Consider the following 22,187-nt stretch of genomic DNA (forward strand, 5'->3'; position numbering starts at 1 on the left):
TCTATAATATTTTACATATATTGAGGTGCTATTTATGAAACAAATATATATTATTAGCGGTGTTTTACTTATTTCATTACTTACAATTTATATTTTGTTCAATACTTCATTCATACAACCTCATCCACCTTCCATAGAAAATAAACGAGAGCAACAAACCAATACTATTTCTTACGGATTGAAGGATAATCAAGGCCAACATATTAACAATGGTAGTACAATTACTAGTGAGGATAATAAAATTAATGTAACATTATCATTCGTACATACTATTAATGAAAACCGAAAATATGGATTAATTGTTCTAGAAGATTACGAACAAAAACCTTTTAAAATAGAAGATACTACTACTGAAATATCACACTATTTTTTTGATATGAAACCAAACAGTTCAATGACTACGAAAATCTCTTTACACACTTCTCCTAATGCAAGTGAATTAACCTTTTTAATAATTAAAAAACCTGAATACAAATTAAAAGATAATAACTTAAATAAAGCAGCTATTTTAGAAGATATTCTAAGTATGCGATATTCAATGCATCCTCTTCAGAAAGAAAACGAAAAAATAAAACTCTCCCTTATAGATCCAGATGCTATTCTAAAAGATGGTCTTTACGAACCATTATTTGTTACGAACCGTGAAGAGAACTTACAAACTGTCTTCTTTGAAAAGGAAGGCAAGCAATTAATTTTATCAAACGGTAATGAAACAAATGATGAAATGACTTACGCAATCGTGGCTTTTAAAGATTGGAAACAAGTTGAAATATTTAACAATAGAAAAGTCGTTTATACTAAGGTTGCACCTGAAACGAGGCAAATCTTTAATTTCACATTGCCTTCAGTGGATCAGGAAAGTAATTTGCAACTCGTCGCTTTTCCATTTCCTTATAAAGTTAACGAAGAAGATTATATCAGTCAACAAGCATTCAGTTCCTTTCGCATCGTAATTGAAAATAGAAATAAATAAGTTATACTATGCACATTACAACAACCTAAAAAAGGCCTACTCACACGAGTAGGCTTTTGAAACTATGAAAGTTTCGTCAATAACTGATTTAAATCTTTTTTCGTTTTCGTCGTTAATGATTTCATTTTATTAATATCGATTTTTTCTTTCTCCGCTCCTACAATTAACGGATACATACTTTGACCGATTGTTTTAGAATCCGTCGGATGTGATGCTTCTAGCTCTTTTTCAATCACATCCCACTTTTCATTAATTTGTTTGCCAAGCTTATTCACTGTTTCCAATTTTGGATTAGCAGCTAACTGCTTGTCCAAGCTATCAATTAATGCTACAACTTCTTTAACATTCGTTTTCACAGCAACACTTTTCTTCGGATCTTTCGTTGTCTTTCCGTTATTGTTTGTGCTTGTACTTGTGCTTTGATCTGTTGTTTTCCCGCTAGTCGTTTGATCATTCGTTTTTCCTGTCGTCTCTTTTTCTTTTGTTTTTACATTTTCGTTTTGAGTTGACGTTTTGCCGTTACTTTCTGTCCCTGATGATTCTTTCGTATTTTTTGCATCCTTATCTGTTTTTTCATTTGAAGAAGTATTTGTTTCTTTTTCAGTATCTTTCGTTGTTTTTGACGCTTCATCTGCACTTGTCGTTTTTGCTTCTCCATCATTTTGCGCAGTTACTTGCTCTTTCTTTTCCGTTTCTTTATCTGATGAAGGACTACAAGCTGCCATAGTAAGCATTGTACCAATTGTTATCGATGCGATAGCGACCTTTTTCATTTTCATATAAATCCCCCTATGTTTTACATAATTTATCCTCCCCTTTACGATTCGATTCCCCCTTAAAAAATCCCTTTTCATAGGAATTATCATCTTTCCGACAGTAATCTTCATAATAATACGTACAAAAACTGATAAACTCATTTTAATATTCGAGTTTCTTCTACTTCATTTTTCTACTCGCAAGTAAAAGAAAAAGAGTATATTGTCACATTAAGAATTACTATCTTCATATGACGATATACTCTTCTATCAAATTTTTATCTTTCTTGACATTTTATTTATACAAAAAAATAAAATTTTCTTTCGTTTTTTGTTTCTCAACATTTGTTAACATAATATTTTTATGAGTAACCACCATTCGAGTGAATGACTTGCCCAGTAACCCATTTCGCTTCTTCACTTACTAAAAAAGAAATTAAGCGCGCAGCATCCACCGGTTCTCCTACTTTACCTTGTGGGAACTTCCATACTAAATGATGCTTCAGCTCCTCTGTAATCCATCCTGTATTCGTCGGTCCTGGATCTACAGCATTCACTGTAATCCCCTTCTCCATCGCAACTGGTGCTACTGACTTTGTAAATGCTTCAATTGCCCCTTTCGTTGCTGCATATGCTAGTTCATCTGGCATTGGACCTACTGACTGTCCTGAAGTAAGATTAATAATACTCCCGCCCGTTTTAAGTGAATAATGTTTTATAAACAATGAACTTAATAGCATAGTAGCTCGAACATTAACTGTATAATGTTTATCCAACTGCTCTACATCTAATTCCTCAATCCTCGTATGAGTAGAATATACTGCATTATTAACTAGAATAGATGGATCACCTAACCGTTCTGATACCATATAAAACAAACGATTTGGCGAATAAGACTGCGATAAATTAATTTCTGCCATTTCACATCGAACATCGTAACTTTCAATTTCCTTTTTCAGCAAAAAGGGTTCTTGATCACTCATTCCCCATGGCATCGCTTTATCATACTTTGGCCAGTACGTGAAAAAAATGTCTATCCCCTTTTGAGCAAGCACCTTGCATACAGCTGCACCGATTCCATTCAGACGAGTTGCCCCTGTTACAATTGCTATTTTCTTCACCTTTTTCTCCTCCATCTATACACAGATCCCCTGCATGAATACAGAGGATCTATCTTCTTATTGAATATTTGACAGTATACGTTCAGCACCTAATTTTAACATTTTAATAAAGATATAATTTACAATCGTAAACATTACAAATAAAACGATAAACATAACCCATAGTCCGACATGAAGGAAGAAGTATAATACACTTACTCCCCCCACAATAATTAAAGCTATTAAAATATTTGCTAAAAAATTCCACAAAGTTGTATATCGACTTTTAAATAATTTCTGCTCTGTATCCCAATGAATATCTGCAGTTTGTGCGTCCCAGCGTGTTCCGATTAAATTAATTAATAACAACCCGTTCGCACTTAGTAAAAACCACAGTATCATAAAGACTGGAGAAATCCCAGCTACAACTGCCATCGTAATACCGAATACTGCTAAAATGATTACATTAATTAACCAAGCAGTGATTGCTTTCGCAAAAAAGATATCCGAAGCCTTTACTGGTAAATAACGATTCACAAACCAAGAGCTTCCATCTCGCGAAAATGACGTTGTTGCAATGACGTTACTACCCATTAAAAATAACGATGCACAAAGGCCAACACCAATTGCAAATCCCGTTGTCTCTGGATTGTTAATATACTCTGTAATAAACTTTAAATTTCCATCTTGCACAAATAAAATAAAGAACAACATAATTGGCATAACGAAAGTTTGTACAATGCAATTTAAGAAAAATTGTGGTGTACGGAATAACGTTTTAAATTCTTTTTTCACATACGCTTTTAAATGCGAACTTTGTACTGTTGATTTCTGTAAACCTTCCGCCGAAATAACTTGTTTCTTTGCTGTACTCGTTGAAAGTCCAATAACCCCTTTTAAATATGTACGCTCTGCTATGTAATAAAACAACACAAAGAAGACAAATGAAATAACTGCAAAGATTATTACATATAAAGGTCCCTTCCAATTTGCATTTTCTACTAATGCTACTGCTCCAAAATATGTAGTTGGAAAATAGTTTGTCATTTGTACTAAAAGAGAAGACTGGTTGTTTGCAAGGTAATCCGCAATTGCATCTTCAGAAAACGAACTTTTATTTTTCCACTGCAAAAATACGTTAATTCCTACAATAAATAGTATACTTACGATTCCAATAAATATATTTCCTCGGTCTTTATTTTTCGCTATATTTGTATACCTCATAATAACTGTCATCAGTAACGAAGCTAGTACTAACGGCACAATTGGGAAGAGTAAGTAAATGAAAATCATATATATGTAATATGTAATAAATGCGCCACTTTTTAAACCGTACGTAATAAAGATCGGTAATAAAATAAATGAACTCATTACGTATTGTGTAATTAATACTGTTAAAAATTTGGCTGAAATAATTTGCGCTGGTTTTAATGGTAATGGTAATAACATTTCAATGTCATTGCTGTAGTAAAATACAGTTAAAATGTTCGTAATACTCATTAAAAATACCCATATACTCGCAATCGCAAGTCCCATTGCGATAATCATTCCTGGATCTTGCCCTAAATGTATCATTCCCTCATACATTGCATGCGTGATAGAACCAAACAGTAAAAAGCCGACAAATAAAATAGCTGCAAATGAAAATACATACGCCCATCGCTTCTTCTTATCTGTTATAAAATCTGCGTAATTTAACTTTAATAGTACCTTCGTTAACGTCCAAATTTTACTCATTGCCCGTCATCTCCAAGAACATTTTTTCAAGTGATTCATTGGATTTAAAATGATCTCTCATTTCATCTAAATTTCCTTTAAACTGCAAATTCCCCTTATTAATAATAGCAACCCGGTCACATATTTTTTCCGCTACTTCTAATACGTGTGTAGAGAAAAATACAATCTTTCCTTTATCCGCATGCTCTCTCATCATTTCTTTTAAAATATATGCAGATTTCGGATCAAGCCCAGTTAATGGTTCATCTAAAATCCATACATCTGGCTCATGTACGAGCACACCAATAATAACGATTTTTTGTCTCATACCGTGCGAATAACTTTGAATTTGATCAGATAAAGCATTATAAAGATCAAACTTCTTCGCTAAAGACTCTATTCGTTCTTGTCGTACTTCTTTCGACACTTCATACATATCGGCCATAAAGTTTAAATATTCAATTCCTTTTAATCGTAAAAACATATCTGGACTATCTGGTACATAACCAAACGTCTTCTTCGCTTCCATCGGCTCTTCCATAATATTTTTTCCGTTAATCGTAATAGTCCCTTTGTCCACCCCGTGAATACCAGTAATCATCTTAATTGTCGTTGATTTACCCGCACCATTCGGTCCTAAAAATCCAAAGATTTCGCCGCTAGGTACAGATAAACTTAAGTCTTTTACTGCATAGGTAGACCCATTATAACTTTTTGACACATTCGTAATTTCAATCATTCCATCCAATCCTTTCCTTAATTACCAAATAACTATATTGATATTATAGCATAGTTCTATTTTAAGATTTTTACATTTTTCAGTATATTTAACCTTTAAAATAAATATACACCCCTAATCCAACAACTAAAACGACAGCTAGTATAATATAAATCATTGTTAAGCGTTTAATATTCCCCTTTGTCGCTTTGCTATAATTTGCATCACCATTCCGCCCAATTAACACCGTCGCAATGACAGTAATCACTACAAGTAATACAACGATCATAATCCAAGTTAGCATTTCTTCCTCCCCCTCCTTACAACCATTTTACAATATTATCCTCTTTATTTCGCAGCATATTTCCTCTTTTTACTATTATTATGAAGCAAACTGGAAAACTATTATTACCATTCCTATCCAATTGTGATATATTTGTAACATAACGTGACTTATTTCTAACAACGTAAGGAGGACCTATCATGAAAACAACTTGGATAAAATATTTAGGATTTCTCGGTTTCTTCGGTTTCCTCGGATTTTTTTATGAAAAAGGATTGTTTACTATGTTCTGTTTCTTCTCCTTTTTCACATCGTATAGAACAGTTCAACACGATGAACTGTTTGAACAAATTGTCAATAAATCGTGCCGCAATGCATTTATCATTACATTACTAACTACTGCTATCATTATATTTATTGAAATGTTATTTCCAAACTCTACGCTACAAGAGATTGATATCGCTCTTATTTTCGGCACACTCATTCTTACATTCGGTTTTTCTATGTTCTTTTATGATAAACCTGTTGATGAAATGGAAGATGCACCATGGCGTTCGTAACGAAGATAAAAGAATACCGCGCAAAATTGAACATGACACAAGAAGATTTAGCGAAGAGCGTTAGTGTGCGACGTGAAACAATTAGTCATCTCGAAAAAGGTAAATACAATCCTTCCTTACAACTTGCTCACGATATAGCGAAGGCATTACATAGTACGATTGATGAGATTTTTATTTTTGAGGATTGATTAAAGACGTCCAGTCACAAGAATCACATAAAAAAATACCGTCATTCTTTCCAAGAAGAATGACGGTATTTCTTATTGATTATCCATATAAAACCGCATGAAATACGCCTAATAGTAAGTATCGATCCTGCATGTAATCTTCATCATATACATTCATCTCAATGTAATACATATCTTCCTCAAGACGAATATTCCAATCTGCAATTACATAGCCTTTTCGTAATAATTTTCCCATTCCAAATGAAGTTTTATGAACAACATATTCTTCTGCCTTATATGTAAAGGTAAATAAGAAATTTGCATCCAATAACTTTCCGTCACATACAAGTATTTCATGCTCTGCATCATGATTATCTTTGTACATTACTAAAATCCTTCTTTGGCGCTGCCTACTTACATCCTTTGCAATGACGCGAATATTGTCCTTACTATCCTTTATTTCATAAATAATATTACTACCAATTTTCGGAATAAAATCCAGCACTCTCATCAGCGTATTTTTATAATAGCCCCTTACTACACCTACTTGCTCACTTCCATTATAAACCTCTATCGGTGTCGTATCTGCTTTGCTATCACACGGTCGTTTGTAAGAGAGCTGCATCATTCGCTCTCCTCTTAAGTACTGATCAAACGTCACAGGATATTCTATCATGCGCAGTTCTTTATTTAACTCATACAAATAGCGTTGAACACTCTCTATTAATGTTGTAGTAGCTATACGCTCTTGAAGTTCAAATTCTTGCCAGCTGGAAAAAACATTCCATTGATTATGATCCTCTTCATAGAAGAAACCAAGAATTACCTCTTCACGGTCAGCCGTTTCATATTTCATAGGCACGTTCTGCCCATGTTGAACTTGTTCCATCCACTGACCTAAATAAATCCCCAGCTCTGCAACCTTCATACATGATTTTTGAAAAAATACGCTGTCACTCGCGCAAATCGTTACATCTCCTTCGATAAAGCCCTTTGAATAAGCATCATACCGTGGCTCATCCTTCTGCGGGAGATTCTTGTCTAACTCAAATAAAAACTTTAACATTCTTTATTCACCTCTAGTTGTTACACTAATCATACATGACATCGCATCACGCTAGGAAACTATTTATATACGCATATTTAATTCACGCATTATAACACGTGAATGACCTTGTATAGTAGCTCTATTTTTTTGTTCTATATCTTAGTATATGAATTTATATGAGCGATTTTTCAAATATATCTATCGCAACTTACAATATATCAACGATTTTTCAAATATATCTATCGCAACTTACAATATATCAACGATTTTTTCAATATATCTATCACAACTTACAATATATCAACGATTTTTTCAATATATCGATTTTTCGACAAATATCAGCATGATTAAAATGAAGCTACCTTTTCTTCCGCCACTTCTACAATTTCTAAAATTTGTAGCAGACTCTCCACTTCATAAGTCGGGTTAACATCTGTCCCGTTTTCTTTCAAACTCGGATTATACCAACACGTATCAATGCCGTAATCTTCTCCGCCTTTCATATCAGAAGTTAACGAATCTCCAACCATTAGTACGCTTGATTTATCAGTAATCCCAAACTTCTCAAACGCATAATCAAAAATCTCACGTGCTGGTTTTTGATGACCAACTTCTTCAGAAATAATAATGTGATCAAAGAAATTACATAAAGGCGAATTTCCGATTCTTGATTGTTGCACCTTCGTATATCCATTCGTAATAATACCTAACTTGCAATCTTGTAGATTTTCACATAATTGTACTGCGCCTTCTATAAGATGTACTTCCTTCCCTAAATTTTCAAGGTATACATCACTAAATTGCTGCGCATCTACGTCTATATTATGAATTGCAAATAATTGTCTAAATCGCTCTACGGCTAATTCACTTAGCGTAATCATTTTATTTTCTAAATCTCTCCATAATCCATTACTAATCTCTTTATAACTTGCAAGATAATCATTATACCCTGTAGACATACCAAACTGTACAAACGCATTATGTAATGCGTGTCTTTCCGTTTCAGGGAAATCTAATAATGTATCATCTACGTCGAATAATATAACTTTGTATTTCATGATGTTCTCCTCAATTCCTATTTTAAAAGCTTCGTTCTCATTGCTTATAAATTTTTATATATTTCGTGATGAAGCGCTTTAACCCGCTCTTTATAGAATACACCTTTATCTTTTATTTTCAAATGTGCTATAAATAAGTTTGCTAGCATGACTGCTGTATCTAGTCTATAAAATAAACTAACAATATGAGGAGTAACATTAAAGATACTATCATTCTTATATCCATCTTTAAATTCATCCCAACTAACCTCATTTGTTTCAGCTATTCTCATAAGCTCCAGCAATGGATGACCAATTAAAGCGTTATCCCAATCAACTATTGCTTTAACTTCTCCATTATACCCGATTAAATTGGCTGCTCGAATGTCCATATGTAATAAACATTTTACATGATCTGCTGTACTAAGAATATATTCAATTGTTTTTGTATTCGGAAGATTAATTTTACAGTCCTTGATTGTATTAAACCCTTCTATCCGTTTCACAATTCGTTCTGCTATATACTTACTAATGGGCTCTCTAATATTTTGTTTGTAATACAAACCATCAATTGGCATACTATGAAGCTTGCTCACTAACTCCCCTATTTTGCATGCGGAAATTGGCGTACGATCAGCATACACACAATCCGAAATTAAAAAATCAAGTTCGGTTGAAAGATGCAATCCGTGTATCCTTGGTACTGGAATACCTTTTGAATGACAATACTTAGACAGCTCCGCTTCCTTTTGCAACGAAATCCGACTGTTAAATAAGTCTTCATTTATATTTTCCACTTCTCTTTCCCACGGTACTCGAAATGCTAAAGACCCCTTTTCTGAATCTCCTTGAAAAACAATATTTTGCACTCCTGTTCCAATCACCTTTAAATCTTGAATAGCTAGTTCCTTATACTCTTGACTTAGTATTGTTGCCAGCTTTTCTCTTAACCCCTCTGCTTTTACACGTGTATAAATCATTTTCTCCCCCGATTCTTAAGTTCTTTTCATCCATTTTCTCCTCGGTGCACAACATCCTCATTAACAAAATTATAGCAACAATAGTAAAAGGAGGCTAATCCGCTCAGCCTCCTTTTACTTATTAATCTTCTAGTAATAACTCTTTCATTTCCTCTAACGACTCTTTCGTAAAGCCAAGAGCCCTTTCAGCGTATGCTTCAACTGATTCGTATTGCTTTTGAATTTCACCAATCGCAGCTTGCAAGTATTCAGCACGTGCTTCAAACATCGCACCTAATATCTCTCTACTCTCATCGTTTTGTAGTTTTGCACCTAAAAAGGCCATCATTTTCTCGTTTAACTTTTCACGGAAACCGTTACTTAGTAAATAATCTTCCATTACTGTTTTCTCTGGTACACCTAGTAAAAGTAATAATAATGCTGATCCAAATCCAGTACGGTCTTTCCCAGCTGTACAATGGTTTACTAACGGTAAGTTTTCCGGGTTTTGCGCTAAGTTTAAGAAGCTTACGAACGCCTCGTTACCACTTACGAAATCTTGATTCATTTTCACAAGATACTCACCTGGTTTTCCTAACATAGAAAGGTCACCAACTTGGAAAAACTCATTTATATTTAAGTCTTTCGCTAAGTCTTGCATAACTGGTAAGCACACTTGACGAGCACCTGTAATCTCAGGATTTGGCTTATGCTTTACCTCAAAGTCTGTACGATAGTCACAAATTAACTTTAAACCAGACTTTTGTAAATAGTCGATATCCCACTCTGTTAGTCCTGCTAATTCTTCAGAACGGTATAATTTGCCCCATTTCACTTTACGTCCATCTCTCGTTTCATATCCACCCATATCACGGAAGTTAAACGCACCTTGTAATGGCAATCTACGCTCAGCTACTGTCACTGCTTGTCCATTACTTCCTACTAGTCTAAAATATGGACGTTCATTTTCACTCGGGTTTTCAATTGTATATGATAATCCTCCATTTACAGTTGCAAGTAGTTCTCCATTTTCTTCAATATGATCTGGTGAAGTACTCCAATAAATACGAACTTCTTCTATATTATTTGCCCACTTTATTTGTAACGTATTATCTTCAATTCTTTCTACAGTTGCTTGTAGCCAATTTCTTTGCTGCTCCATTCTTTCACCAACGCTTTCTCTTATAATCGAATCTCACTCTATTGTATTATACAAATATCTACTTTGTCGTTCTCATTTTTCTTTTTATCTTACAAACAGGCAAAAAGTTCTTTTACTTGTTCAAAATTTGTACATGGATTACCGCGAAATACGTATGCGATTTGTTCATTACCTAAATCTTCGTATACAACTGTTCCGCGATTAGGGTGCGAATAAAACTCTAACCCGTTTATAATTTGTTTTGGGCCATAGTTCATTGTCCATGAAGAAATAGGATAATACGCTTTGTTTTTATGTCTACAAACCCAAAGTGCATATAGTTTATTAACTTCGTCCCAGTATACATACTGCGTTTCGTCATTTCCGAAACCGACCGATTCAAGTTTCCAATTTAGTTTTTCATGAATTAACAAATTTACATAGGATACGTCATCTGGAGCATTCCACTCTCTACATCTTCCTATCTCACCCATTTCACTTCTCTTCGCTTGAAAGCTTAATAAGTGAAATGATGTATGTAATATCGTTTTCCCAAGCTCCATATTTACTGGTTGTAATTCAAATAGAAATCGTTCCATTTCGTCTTGGTTTACATATCCATGATCAACAGAAATTTCAACTTGTGTTTTCCATATAGATGTAACGTAACTTTCTTTTCCTTTATAATTTACACCTTTCCAATACACAAGCCCTTTATATTGAAAACAATCTCCTTTTGCTTGAGAAATACAGCTATCCGGAAATACTGGTTCCATTATATCGAGAAAAAATTCCTTTACTCGAAACATCCCAGTTGGAGTAACAACCTGAAACCAAAAAGTTCCCCACTTTTCACCTTCATAACGTTCTGAAACTTTTTCAACATTCCAGCCTTCTAACAATACATTTGGATACAATAACACGAATGAATGCATGGATTGCTTTAACATATATAGTCCCCTCCCGCTATACGAGTTCGAGAGTATACATCATTCATCCTCCTAAAACTTTCTCACATATCTCTCAGTTGAACTAAGCAGCTGACATCCGTTCTTTTCAAAAACATCCTTCATCCACTCATTTTGCATATTTGTCTCACCAATATAATAAGATGCACCTATTTCCTTTAAGACAAACATCGCACCTGCAAATAATGCGGCTTCATATCCCTTATTACGCACATTTGGAGTAACTGCGAAGTACATAAGTTTTCCTTCTTCTAACGTACCTCTTTCAATATGCGGGATTACAATTCCTATCGGCTTTTCATCGACACTCGCTGTTAAGCAATGTTCTTTCCATTGCTCACCAATTTCTTCTAGCATCATATGCACAAATTGATCATGAGCGACTGGTTCTCCCGTTGCTTCATTCCACAGTGAATAAAAAGCCTCTTCTCCAACTTCTTCAATAAGCTTAAAATCAATTTCACTTTCTACATCTTCTACTTCGTATATATCTTTAAATACAATCATGTTTTCCGTAACATATTCAAATGAATACGTTTCAAAACATTTTTTATACACATCATAATTTGGACTTTTTGAAGAGATTTCAAAATGTAGTTTTTCTAATCCATCTTTTTTAGCTTCAGCAACGTAATATTGCACCATCTCTTCTAATTGCTCTTCTGTAAAAACCTCTGCATTATTTTCTTTTATCATAATAGAAGAAGCACTTCTTCTTATTTTAAAATGTTTTTCTAACTGTTCTATCGTCGTCATATTCTTCCCTCATCTATATCATACTCGAATTTCTAATCGTTCTCCTTGCATGAGCAGGATTGTCCTTGAATATATAGAATACTAGAAAAGATCGCATCTTTAAAGTGCGGAGGAGGTTCTCCATTGGATATTACAGCATTGCAACAACAGTTAGAGCTTATACAACAAAATGACTACACGCAACTGCAACATATAGACGTAAATGAGTTAACTTTGAACATGCTTCAGTATATCGGAACGACTGATAGCTACGTTCGTTACCAACTTATATATAAATGTTTTGCGCATTTCATTCATCATGAATTCCTTATGGACGATCAGCTGAAATTACTTCTGCAAACTTGTTTAAGTGATGAGTATTTATATTGTGACATTTACTCCCCACATACAGATGGGGTTTTCACACGTTCTTACACTGTTTCGTTAATTGCGTTAATACTCCAATTCGCTAATTCGCACTACTTTTGTACAGAGGAGGATATCGAAGAAATAAAAAATAAACTCATTACATACACAAACTTAGAAACGGATTTTCGGGGCTATATTGAAAATAAAGGATGGGCTCATTGTCTTGCTCATGTATCTGATGCCTTTACTGAAATTGTTCATAATACGTATACAACTTTTGAATGGTACGAAGAATTAATTCATTGTTTATTAAATAAAATCTTTATTCCATCTGACCTTTTTCATAATAACGAAGATGAACGCATTGTTACTCCATTACTAGCAATGCTGTATCATGATTTTCCTCAGAACGATTTAATTTCTATTATTCATAAAAAAATAAAAAGGCTTCCTCAAATTAGAAAACGCCTTTCGCTTAATGAGTATTGTATTTTATGTGCCAATATTAAAACCTTTTTACGCACATTATTTTTCAGAACGAAAGATGACCATAACTTAGCCTTTACAGCACGTAAAACAGAAAGAATGTTAAAAGAACTTCCTAACTATTATTAAATACAAGGAGCAATGACATGGGTTATATTGAAGATATGAGAAATCTAGTAGGAAATCATCCACTTATTCTAATAGGATCACACGCCATTATATTAAATGAAAAAGATGAAGTATTGCTGCAGCTCCGTACAGATTTTAACCGCTGGGGCATTATTGGCGGTGCCTTAGAATATAACGAAACGTTAGAAGATGCTTTAAAACGAGAAGTGTTTGAAGAAACTGGACTTATTATTAAAAATCCAGAACTATTCCGTACATACTCAGGACCAGATTTCTTTCAAATCTATCCAAATGGCGATCAAGTACACGGTGTACTCGTTGTTTATATTTGCCGAGAATTTTATGGTGAACTTGTATGCGATCAAAGTGAATCAAAAGAACTACGCTTCTTTTCACTTGATGAATTACCTAATAATCTTCCTCCTGTTATCGAGAAGATTATTACAGATTATCTAAAAAAATAAGGGAACGCTTAACGTTCCCTCTCAAATCCAATCCGTTTTTTAATTTCTGCTAAATTTATCTTCGCAATAGCGCGTGCCTTCTCAGCACCGTTTTCTAATGCTTCATATAATAAATCCGGCTCATTCATATACATTGCGTACTTTTCACGAGGTCCAGCTAACTCACGATCTACAACGCGAAACAACTCTTTTTTCACATCGCCCCATCCGATTCCAGTCTCATATTTTTCACGTAATGACTGTACTTCGTCTTCTGTCGCAAATTCTTTATAAATTGTAAATAAGGTTTCTAGTTCTTTCGGTTCATTTGGAAGTGAAGAGTCTGTTTTGATTTTAAATATTAACTTTCGAAGTTTTTCTTGCTCTGCAAATAATGGGATTACATTTCCGTAACTTTTACTCATCTTCCTTCCATCAAGACCAGGTAAAATAGCTCCTTCTTCTTGCACTACATACTCCGGTAGTGTAAATGTCGTGCCAAATGTATGATTAAAATACGTCGCAATATCACGCGCAATTTCAATATGTTGAATTTGGTCTTTTCCAACTGGTACATGAGTAGCTTGAAATAATAATATGTCAGCTGCCATTAAAATCGGGTACGTGTATAACCCCATATTCACTCCCGCATCGACCTCTAACCCTGCTTCTTTATTTTGCTCCACCTTCGCTTTATACGCATGAGCACGGTTCATAAGACCTTTCGGAGTTAGGCAAGCTAAAATCCAAGCTAATTCTAGAATTTCCGGTACTTCTGTTTGCCGATAAAAAACAACATCTTCCCCAAGTCCAAGCGATAACCAAGTAGCTGCTACCTCTTTCGTATAACTGCTGAACTTTTCTGAATCATGCACAGCATTTAATGCATGATAATCAGCTATAAAGTACAATGCTCTTCCTTCATTATTCTTTGACATTTGTAATGCAGGTTTAATCGCACCAATATAATTCCCTAAATGCGGATAACCTGTCGGCTTAATTCCTGTTAACATTATTTTTTCACTCACACTAACTCCTCCTTTCTCAAAATAAAAAGAGCCCCTCATCCTTAAAAAAGGACGAGAGACTCCCGCGGTACCACCTTAATTAGCTATCATTAGCTCACTTCATACTTCAATAACGTGAAGTAACCGTCTTTACCTACTCATTTCAGTTAGAAGCTCCAGAGCCCATTCCATATTCATCCCTTACTGATTTCCACCACACATCAGCTCTCTAAAAAGTTTCGAATATGTACTCTTCTCTTTCATTGCTTTTTCGTTATTTTTTACAGTTTATCACATTTCACTTCCAAACAAACCCTAATTTTCTATTTTATATAGCAGGAATTTCCACTTCAATTGTCTAATGTTATATAGGTTTGTTGAAATATTCGAAACAACTTTGGAGGTTTTTTCATGGTAAAATATATATCAATTTTAGGTTCAACAGGATCCATCGGCACATCTGCATTAGATGTCGTTTCAGCTCATCCTGAACATTTTAAAATCGTCGGTTTAACCGCAAATTATAATATCGATCTTCTTGAGCAACAAATCAAAACGTTTCAACCTCGTATTGTAAGCGTTGCGACAAAAGACTTAGCAGACAAGCTTCGTACGCGTATTTCAGCAAATACAAAAATCACACACGGGACTGATGGCTTAATTGCAGTAGCTACTCACCCTGATTCAAATCTTGTATTAAGCTCTGTTGTAGGTGTTTCAGGATTACTTCCAACAATTGAAGCATTAAAAGCGAAGAAAGATATCGCTATTGCTAATAAAGAAACTTTGGTTGCAGCTGGACATATCGTAACTGAACTAGCGAAACAAAACGGATGTCGCTTAATTCCAGTAGATAGTGAGCATTCAGCTATTTTCCAATGTTTAAACGGAGAAAATAATAAAGAGATTGAGAAGTTAATTGTAACAGCTTCCGGTGGTGCTTTCCGTGATAAAACACGTGATGAAATGCAAACATTACAAGCAAAAGATGCTTTAAAGCACCCAAACTGGTTAATGGGCGCAAAACTAACGATTGATTCTGCCACATTAATGAATAAAGGGTTCGAAGTAATGGAAGCGAGATGGCTATTTGATATTCCATATAAAAAAATTAATGTAATGATTCATAAAGAAAGTATCATTCATTCTTTAGTAGAATTTATTGATGGATCAGTTATGGCGCAGCTCGGTGCTCCTGATATGAGAATGCCGATTCAATATGCGTTTCACTATCCTACTCGGCTGCCTTCTTCCTATGAAAAATTAAATTTATTAGAAATCGGTAGTTTACATTTTGAAAAACCAGATTTAGAGAAGTTCCCTTGTCTACAATACGCATATGAATGTGGCAAAATCGGTGGTACTACTCCCGCTGTATTAAATGCAGCAAATGAAATTGCGAATGCGCTATTCTTAAAAAATGAAATTGCCTTTTTCGATATTGAAAAAACAATTTACAAAACAGTTGAAGCTCATCATAACGTAAAAGATCCTTCACTAGATGCTATATTAGAAGCAGATCAATGGGCACGCCAATATGCAAATCAATTGTTAATAAAAAAGCGCTAAAACAGTTCCCACTGTTTTAGCGCTTTTTTTCACGTATTCAACTTAACAAATCTATAACCGTGTGTAACTAACACTTTTAATATCGCATATCCTGGAATGGCTAAAATAATGCCCATAATCCCGAATAAGTTTCCGGCAGTTAAAATGATAAAAATGATAGTAATCGGATGAATATCTAACTTTTTACCCATAACTTGCGGAGAAATAAATTTACCTTCTGCTAATTGTACAACCATCATAACGATAATTACTTTTAACACCATTGCTGGCGAGTCGATAAATGCGATAATTAACGCTGGTGTAATCGCGATAATTGGTCCTACGTACGGAACGATATTTACAATCATCGCTAAAATCGCAAGTAATACCGCATATTTAATACCAATAATAAGATAACCAATTAATAGCATAATACCGATAAATAAGCTGACGATAATTTGACCTCTAATATACGAGCTAATCGCATAATGCATATCATCTAGTATTCTCATTGCTGCTGGTTGTCTTTGCTCTGAAATAAACTGTAAAAAGTGATTCGGCAATTGCTCACCATCTTTTAAAAGATAGAACAATATAAATGGAACCATTACAAATGTCAAAACAACCTCTGTAACAGTACTCAAAAATCCAGTTACATTCCCAGTTACTGATGATAATGACTTTGTAAAATCAACTGTGTATTCTTTTACCATATTCGCAACATTAATATTTAAATTCTCCTGAATTTTACCGAGTAAATTACTTTCCCCGAATCTACGTGCTGCTTGTTCAATCTCATGGCCAAAATACGGTAAGTTATCAATTAATGCATCAATTTGATCTTTAATAATAGGGATAACCGTTACAACTAAAAATACAAATAATCCTAGTACGATTAAATATATGGAAGCTATCGATACGATTCTTGAAACACCTTTCTTTTCTAAAAGCGAAACGAATGGATGCAAAATATAAAATAGCACGCCTGCTAATAGTACTGGGAAGAAAATTGTTTTTAAAAATACGATAAACGGTGTAAAAACAAATGATATTTTTGTTAGCAATAAAATATTAATGAACAATAACGCAAATCCAAGTAATACCGCCAAATAATTTTGTTCTCTAAAAAACTTTCTTAACTTATCTCTTTTTCTTATATTTATTTTCTCCAACGAAACCACCTCTTCGAATGATGAAAAGCCCTTATTCAGGGCTCTTCATCATAATCTATATCTCTATTTCCTTGCAGCTTTCACTACAAATGATACAATAAGAATTAACACGATTGCACCTAATAATGCCGGCACGACATGAATCCCACCAAATGATGGCCCAAAGGATCCAAATAATCTACCACCTAACGAAGCACCTAATAAACCTGCGATAATATTTCCGAACATACCACCTGGGAAATTTTTACCTGTTATAGAACTAGCAATTGCACCTATAATAGCACCAACTATTAATGTGATAATCCATCCCATTTTTAGTCCTCCATTTCTATTATAGTTTGTATGATTTAATACAAACATATGTATTTATCATTGCTAATCATATTTCACTATAGAAATATATTTACTACTATTTTACATATGGAGATACATATATTATATGCAAAAAAGAAAAATATTGTCAAACTCACCCATAAAGCAATTATATTCATATACCATATTTAAAGGAGGCTTCATTGTCTATGATTCTTAAGTTAAATTCCACTTCTTTTGAAGTAGCAACATCCATTTTACAGGTTCAAATTCCAGCTTATAAAGTTGAAGCAGACTACTTAAATAGTACTGCCATACCTCGTTTATATGATACTGTAAACGATATTCAAAATTGCGTTGAAACATTCTATGGATATTTTTCTGAAAATAAACTTGTCGGTTTTATTTCTTTTGTACAAGAAGAAAAACTAATCGATATCCATAGGCTAGTTGTATCGCCCGATTTTTTTCAAAAAGGAATCGCAACGAAACTCCTAATTTATATATTTAACATGTTTCCCTCTTCAATGGCATACATTGTACAAACAGGTAAAGCGAATACCCCTGCTATTACTTTATATAAAAAACACGGATTCATTACAGTATCAGATACAATACTTCCTGACGGTATGATTCTTACGCAATTAAAAAAGACAGAATACACAAAATAATTTGACTTGTTCGCTCCTTTATGTTATTTTTTACTTTATAAAACCTTTTGCTGAGTCCAAATTTTGGAGCGGGGGAACCATTTTTGTAGCTATGCTACTTGGGGCGAATCTTTTTTAAGTAGGGAAACTCTCACTTCCCGAGTCCGACAGCTAACCTCGTAAGCGTAATGGGAGAGGAAGGTGCTTTTTGCCTATGTTACACATTTTGCCTCCTTAATTATAAATATGGGATCGATATCAAATAGTCACCTATATTTATAGAAAAGGAGAATGTATTATGTTACGTTTATCTGATCACGCAATTAAAATGATGGAGCAAAGACTTCGAATTGAAAAACAACGCACATATCAAGCAAATAAGGTTGTAGATAACTTACATCACAAATACTTCTTTCAGCATATTTTTCAACCGAAAAGATAAAGAAAATGTTTATTTAATATTAAAAAACACAAGGTGTGTCTTACAAAGACATTCCTTGTGTTTTTTATATTCTTTATAAAATTCTCACTACATTTAAGCTTGCTGTAATCGCACCTGCTATAGTAGTCACATGCCCTACACCTAACGGGCCATTTTGTAATATTAATGTTGAATTGGCACTCGTCACATTCACAAGAAGTGTATTTGAAATGGCTGGTTCGATTACTACAGTTGATGTCGTTACGTTTTGTATAAAACTCCCTGTTAGTTGCGTTCCATTTAATAGCAATCTAACAGATACTGTCTCATTCCCACCATTTGCATCCCCTTGAAAATAGTAGCTTACTAAATATATTCCTGGCGTCGTTACTGTGACTGTCGTAGCACTAGTTAAAGATACACCAGTTCCATATACAGTGGATCCAGAATTAATTGGGATGTTGGCATTTGCTGCAATTGTGCTTGTTGATGTAGAAAAGAAATATCCGCCACCTGTCGATATAGCAGATGATCCTGTTGCTCCAGTTAAGCCTGTTGGACCCGTTGCTCCTGTTGGGCCTGTTACTCCTGTTCCCCCTGTCGCTCCTGTTATTCCTTGTATGCCTTGTATTCCGGTCGGTCCAGTTGCACCAGTCAATCCCGTCTGGCCTGTTGCTCCCGCCTGACCCGTTACACCTTGTGGACCTTGGATTCCCTGTGGACCTTGTGGACCAGTTGCTCCAGTCGGGCCGGTTGCTCCAGTCGGACCCGTTATCCCCTGTGGACCTTGGATTCCTTGAGGACCTTGTGAGCCCGTTGCTCCTGTCTCGCCGGTTGCTCCAGTTGGACCGGTTGCTCCTTGTGGTCCTTGAATTCCTTGTGGACCTTGAGGACCCGTTGCTCCCGCCTCGCCGGTTGGACCGGTTGGACCCGCCTGACCAGTTATTCCTTGTAGACCTTGAGGGCCTGCCTGACCAGTTGGGCCTTGTGGACCTTGCACGCCTTGTATCCCCTGAATTCCTTGGGGGCCGGTTGGACCAATTGGACCTTGGATTCCCTGAATTCCTTGAGGACCCGTTGCACCCGCCTGACCCGTTACACCTTGTGGACCTTGCACACCTTGTATTCCTTGAGGACCAGTTGGGCCTATACTTCCTTGTGGTCCCTGAATACCTTGTATTCCTTGAGGACCAGTTGGACCTGTTATGCCACTCGGACCTTGTATGCCTTGCACTCCTTGAGGACCGGTTGAACCACTCGGACCTTGGATTCCTTGTAGCCCCTGTAAACCAGTTGGACCGGTCGCTCCCCTTACTCCTTGCTCACCTTGTATGCCTTGTATCCCTTGAGGGCCGGTTGGACCGATTGGCCCCTGTGCCCCTTGCACTCCTTGTGGACCAGTCGGACCGGTTGCTCCTACCGGTCCCTGGATTCCTTGTAGACCTTGCGGACCAGTCGGACCGGTTACTCCTTGTATCCCTTGTGGACCTTGAATGCCTTGATCACCCGTTGGACCCGTTGCCCCCATCGGTCCCTGTACTCCTTGCAAACCTGTTACACCAGTTGCTCCGGTCGGTCCCTGTATTCCTTGTACCCCTTGAATTCCAGTCGCTCCTGTTGCTCCGGTCGCTCCTGTTGCCCCTGTTGCTCCAGTCGGGCCAGTTGCAGAACCTGTCGGACCAGTTATCCCAGTGGCTCCTGTTGGGCCGGTTGGACCTGGATCACCTTGTAAACCGGTTGGACCAGTCGGACCGATTACACCTTGCACTCCTTGTATTCCTGTTGGACCTACCTGCCCCATTTCTCCCTGGGGACCTTGTAAACCTTGAACACCAGTTTCCCCTTGTGGACCCATTGGTCCTTGCTCCCCTTGAATTCCTTGAGAACCAGTTGGACCGGTTGGACCAATCGGACCCTGTATTCCTTGTATTCCGGTTACACCTTGTAAACCACTACCTCCTAAATTACCTTGCACACCTTGTATACCAGTATTTCCAGTTGGTCCAGTCGGACCAATTTCCCCTTGCTCTCCTTGTATTCCTTGAACACCTTGAGGGCCTTGTGGACCAGTTACACCCGAGACTCCAGTTACGCCTCTTTCTCCCTGCATTCCTTGTGCCCCTGTTTGTCCTCGCTCACCTATTTCCCCTTGTATTCCTTGTATACCTTGTATTCCTTGACTACCAGCAGGACCCGTAGCTCCTTGTATTCCTTCTAATCCTTGTACTCCAATATCACCAATTAGACCTTGGTTTCCGATTAATCCTTGAGCACCTTGGAGACCAGTTGGGCCAGTTATACCTTGCTCTCCTGTATCACCAATAACTCCTTGTATTCCTTGTGCTCCTGTTGTCCCTCGGGGACCTTGTATCCCCCTGATACCTTGAGGACCTTGGAGCCCAGTTGCTCCCGTCGGTCCAGTCACCCCTGTAGGACCAACAGGACCTTCATGCCCTCCAGTTGGACCGATTGGACCACTATTACCTGTCGGACCCGTTGCTCCTATAAGCGAAAGAGGCAGTGCCACTCCAAATTTTTTGCACTTTCTATGATGACGCACAACAATCCCCCTTCCCCAAAATAATTACACCTTTTATATGAAATGCATTTTTATAAGAAAAGTACACCTTTGACCTCATTTTTTTAAAATAAAGAAGCCTATCATTTCATCTATTTGAAATCATAGGCTTCTTTTATAAAAACACTTTACTTTCTAGCTTTAATAATAAAAGTAGTCGGCACCATTCTAGCTTTATATAAAGAATAATACTTCGTAGACGGCTCAGCTAGTTCTCCATCAAACGAGCTTGATGGTTCAGGCTCTTCTATTCTCTCAATTTTAAATCCCACTCTATTTAACTCATTTATGTATGTACTTATTTTTCTCTTATATAATGTCGCTTGTACATTTTCTCCTTTAAATGTTTCAAACGTAATGGGCGTTTCCTCATGATAAGAAGACTTTATAGCAACTTCTTCCGTACCATACTGTAAGTTTGAATATACCGGGTGCTCCCAACTAAAAATAAAACTTCCCCCTGGCTTTACATATGAATAAATCAGTTCCAACGTTTTTCTTAAATCCGAAGTCCAACCTAATGCATAAATGGAATATACAATATCAAAATATCCTTTCGGAATATCGCCTTCTTCTTCCATTGCTCCGCATACTAACTTTGGATTCCAATCCTTTAACGTCTTATTCGCTATTTCAATTTGTGTACTCGAAAGATCAAGCCCCCATAATTCCTCTGCCCCTTGTTCCGCCATATATTGCAACGAATGCCCACTTCCACAGCCAATATCAAGAACCTTTTTCTTTCTGATTGAATCGAACAAACGAATCTCATCTTCAGACGCCGTATACGGACCATATTTAGGTAAACAATCCACTTGAAAGAAATAAGGTGCAACTGTATCCCAACACTTTTTATTTAAAGCTAACATTTGCGTACCTTTCATATTCTACATTCCCCCATCCATTTTTCTT

Annotated in this window: 24 protein-coding genes, 1 riboswitch and 1 other annotated feature; of the genes, 8 read left to right on the plus strand and 16 right to left on the minus strand. The window is 36.0% G+C overall.

Annotation, left to right across the window (positions count from 1 at the left end; translation table 11 throughout):
* The first annotated feature begins 34 nt into the window (after positions 1 to 34).
* Entirely contained in the window at positions 35 to 973 is a 939-nt protein-coding gene (locus C3Y97_RS16390) for a hypothetical protein (RefSeq protein WP_136363524.1), read from the plus strand.
* 62 nt (positions 974 to 1,035) lie between these two features.
* On the opposite strand, the gene C3Y97_RS16395 is transcribed toward C3Y97_RS16390, so the two are convergent.
* From C3Y97_RS16395 to C3Y97_RS16415, 5 genes are all read right to left on the minus strand, one after another.
* Complete coding sequence (locus C3Y97_RS16395; RefSeq protein WP_079004640.1) at positions 1,036 to 1,752, minus strand: hypothetical protein; 717 nt, start codon at positions 1,750 to 1,752, stop codon at positions 1,036 to 1,038.
* A gap of 338 nt (positions 1,753 to 2,090) precedes the next feature.
* Complete coding sequence (locus C3Y97_RS16400) at positions 2,091 to 2,849, minus strand: SDR family oxidoreductase (RefSeq protein WP_000716965.1); 759 nt, start codon at positions 2,847 to 2,849, stop codon at positions 2,091 to 2,093.
* A gap of 57 nt (positions 2,850 to 2,906) precedes the next feature.
* Complete coding sequence (locus tag C3Y97_RS16405) at positions 2,907 to 4,565, minus strand: putative ABC transporter permease subunit (protein WP_000036884.1); 1,659 nt, start codon at positions 4,563 to 4,565, stop codon at positions 2,907 to 2,909.
* Positions 4,558 to 5,283: an ABC transporter ATP-binding protein gene (locus C3Y97_RS16410; RefSeq protein ID WP_086692880.1), complete on the minus strand. Its 726-nt coding sequence runs from the start codon at positions 5,281 to 5,283 to the stop codon at positions 4,558 to 4,560. Before C3Y97_RS16410 ends, C3Y97_RS16405 begins: the two co-directional genes overlap by 8 nt.
* 88 nt (positions 5,284 to 5,371) lie before the next feature.
* Positions 5,372 to 5,566: a hypothetical protein gene (locus C3Y97_RS16415; protein ID WP_000958863.1), complete on the minus strand. Its 195-nt coding sequence runs from the start codon at positions 5,564 to 5,566 to the stop codon at positions 5,372 to 5,374.
* Positions 5,567 to 5,745: 179 nt separating this feature from the next.
* Here C3Y97_RS16415 and C3Y97_RS16420 point away from each other — a divergent pair, with 179 nt between their 5' ends.
* Together C3Y97_RS16420 and C3Y97_RS16425 are read left to right on the plus strand one after the other, a co-directional pair.
* Positions 5,746 to 6,105, plus strand: a complete 360-nt coding sequence (locus C3Y97_RS16420) for a DUF3796 domain-containing protein (RefSeq protein WP_136363525.1) — start codon at positions 5,746 to 5,748, stop codon at positions 6,103 to 6,105.
* On the plus strand, positions 6,093 to 6,293 hold the full coding sequence (locus C3Y97_RS16425; RefSeq protein ID WP_000896307.1) for a helix-turn-helix transcriptional regulator: 201 nt from the start codon (positions 6,093 to 6,095) through the stop codon (positions 6,291 to 6,293). Before C3Y97_RS16420 ends, C3Y97_RS16425 begins: the two co-directional genes overlap by 13 nt.
* A 79-nt stretch (positions 6,294 to 6,372) precedes the next feature.
* Here C3Y97_RS16425 and C3Y97_RS16430 read toward each other — a convergent pair whose 3' ends face one another.
* The 6 genes from C3Y97_RS16430 to C3Y97_RS16455 form a co-directional block, all read right to left on the minus strand.
* Positions 6,373 to 7,338, minus strand: coding sequence for a tubby C-terminal domain-like protein (locus tag C3Y97_RS16430; protein WP_069355961.1), 966 nt, complete (start codon positions 7,336 to 7,338; stop codon positions 6,373 to 6,375).
* Between the two features lie 329 nt (positions 7,339 to 7,667).
* Positions 7,668 to 8,378 carry a YjjG family noncanonical pyrimidine nucleotidase gene (locus tag C3Y97_RS16435; RefSeq protein WP_078438847.1) on the minus strand — a complete coding sequence of 237 codons (711 nt, stop codon included), beginning with the start codon at positions 8,376 to 8,378 and terminating at the stop codon, positions 7,668 to 7,670.
* A 44-nt stretch (positions 8,379 to 8,422) separates the two neighbouring features.
* Complete coding sequence (locus tag C3Y97_RS16440) at positions 8,423 to 9,337, minus strand: phosphotransferase family protein (protein WP_136363526.1); 915 nt, start codon at positions 9,335 to 9,337, stop codon at positions 8,423 to 8,425.
* 121 nt (positions 9,338 to 9,458) lie between these two features.
* The gene (locus C3Y97_RS16445; RefSeq protein WP_000437797.1) at positions 9,459 to 10,478 is read right to left on the minus strand and encodes a tyrosine-protein phosphatase; all 1,020 of its coding nucleotides are present in this window, start codon (positions 10,476 to 10,478) and stop codon (positions 9,459 to 9,461) included.
* An 89-nt stretch (positions 10,479 to 10,567) separates the two neighbouring features.
* Entirely contained in the window at positions 10,568 to 11,407 is an 840-nt protein-coding gene (locus C3Y97_RS16450; RefSeq protein ID WP_002198007.1) for a hypothetical protein, read from the minus strand.
* A gap of 51 nt (positions 11,408 to 11,458) precedes the next feature.
* Positions 11,459 to 12,181, minus strand: a complete 723-nt coding sequence (locus C3Y97_RS16455) for a GNAT family N-acetyltransferase (RefSeq protein ID WP_000207419.1) — start codon at positions 12,179 to 12,181, stop codon at positions 11,459 to 11,461.
* Between the two features lie 123 nt (positions 12,182 to 12,304).
* On the opposite strand from C3Y97_RS16455, the gene C3Y97_RS16460 reads away from it, so the two are divergent.
* Both C3Y97_RS16460 and C3Y97_RS16465 read left to right on the plus strand, forming a co-directional pair.
* Positions 12,305 to 13,144, plus strand: a complete 840-nt coding sequence (locus C3Y97_RS16460; protein WP_000355451.1) for a DUF2785 domain-containing protein — start codon at positions 12,305 to 12,307, stop codon at positions 13,142 to 13,144.
* 17 nt (positions 13,145 to 13,161) lie between these two features.
* Entirely contained in the window at positions 13,162 to 13,608 is a 447-nt protein-coding gene (locus tag C3Y97_RS16465; protein WP_000540459.1) for an NUDIX hydrolase, read from the plus strand.
* Positions 13,609 to 13,616: 8 nt separating this feature from the next.
* On the opposite strand, the gene C3Y97_RS16470 is transcribed toward C3Y97_RS16465, so the two are convergent.
* Positions 13,617 to 14,615 carry a tryptophan--tRNA ligase gene (locus C3Y97_RS16470; protein ID WP_086692868.1) on the minus strand — a complete coding sequence of 333 codons (999 nt, stop codon included), beginning with the start codon at positions 14,613 to 14,615 and terminating at the stop codon, positions 13,617 to 13,619.
* Between the two features lie 44 nt (positions 14,616 to 14,659).
* Positions 14,660 to 14,867: a binding site (T-box leader), on the minus strand.
* A gap of 138 nt (positions 14,868 to 15,005) precedes the next feature.
* Between C3Y97_RS16470 and C3Y97_RS16475 the strand changes: the two genes are divergently transcribed.
* On the plus strand, positions 15,006 to 16,163 hold the full coding sequence (locus C3Y97_RS16475) for a 1-deoxy-D-xylulose-5-phosphate reductoisomerase (protein WP_136363527.1): 1,158 nt from the start codon (positions 15,006 to 15,008) through the stop codon (positions 16,161 to 16,163).
* A gap of 29 nt (positions 16,164 to 16,192) precedes the next feature.
* Here C3Y97_RS16475 and C3Y97_RS16480 read toward each other — a convergent pair whose 3' ends face one another.
* Complete coding sequence (locus tag C3Y97_RS16480; RefSeq protein ID WP_136363528.1) at positions 16,193 to 17,314, minus strand: AI-2E family transporter; 1,122 nt, start codon at positions 17,312 to 17,314, stop codon at positions 16,193 to 16,195.
* A 63-nt stretch (positions 17,315 to 17,377) separates the two neighbouring features.
* On the minus strand, positions 17,378 to 17,626 hold the full coding sequence (locus C3Y97_RS16485; RefSeq protein WP_000539733.1) for a GlsB/YeaQ/YmgE family stress response membrane protein: 249 nt from the start codon (positions 17,624 to 17,626) through the stop codon (positions 17,378 to 17,380).
* Between the two features lie 209 nt (positions 17,627 to 17,835).
* Here C3Y97_RS16485 and C3Y97_RS16490 point away from each other — a divergent pair, with 209 nt between their 5' ends.
* Complete coding sequence (locus tag C3Y97_RS16490) at positions 17,836 to 18,297, plus strand: GNAT family N-acetyltransferase (protein WP_000601228.1); 462 nt, start codon at positions 17,836 to 17,838, stop codon at positions 18,295 to 18,297.
* Positions 18,298 to 18,335: 38 nt separating this feature from the next.
* Positions 18,336 to 18,478: riboswitch (cyclic di-AMP (ydaO/yuaA leader) on the plus strand.
* A gap of 96 nt (positions 18,479 to 18,574) precedes the next feature.
* Positions 18,575 to 18,718 carry a hypothetical protein gene (locus tag C3Y97_RS27875; RefSeq protein ID WP_000945243.1) on the plus strand — a complete coding sequence of 48 codons (144 nt, stop codon included), beginning with the start codon at positions 18,575 to 18,577 and terminating at the stop codon, positions 18,716 to 18,718.
* Between the two features lie 73 nt (positions 18,719 to 18,791).
* Here the strand turns inward: C3Y97_RS27875 and C3Y97_RS16495 are convergent, their stop codons facing one another.
* Together C3Y97_RS16495 and C3Y97_RS16500 are read right to left on the minus strand one after the other, a co-directional pair.
* Positions 18,792 to 21,203, minus strand: coding sequence for a BC_3345 family exosporium-associated protein (locus C3Y97_RS16495; RefSeq protein WP_481747033.1), 2,412 nt, complete (start codon positions 21,201 to 21,203; stop codon positions 18,792 to 18,794).
* 200 nt (positions 21,204 to 21,403) lie between these two features.
* Positions 21,404 to 22,159, minus strand: coding sequence for a class I SAM-dependent methyltransferase (locus C3Y97_RS16500; RefSeq protein ID WP_000679198.1), 756 nt, complete (start codon positions 22,157 to 22,159; stop codon positions 21,404 to 21,406).
* Between the last annotated feature and the right edge of the window lie 28 nt (positions 22,160 to 22,187).

The sequence above is a fragment of the Bacillus sp. DU-106 genome (genome assembly GCF_004799705.1).
GTDB classification, from domain to species: Bacteria; Bacillota; Bacilli; order Bacillales; family Bacillaceae_G; genus Bacillus_A; species Bacillus_A cereus.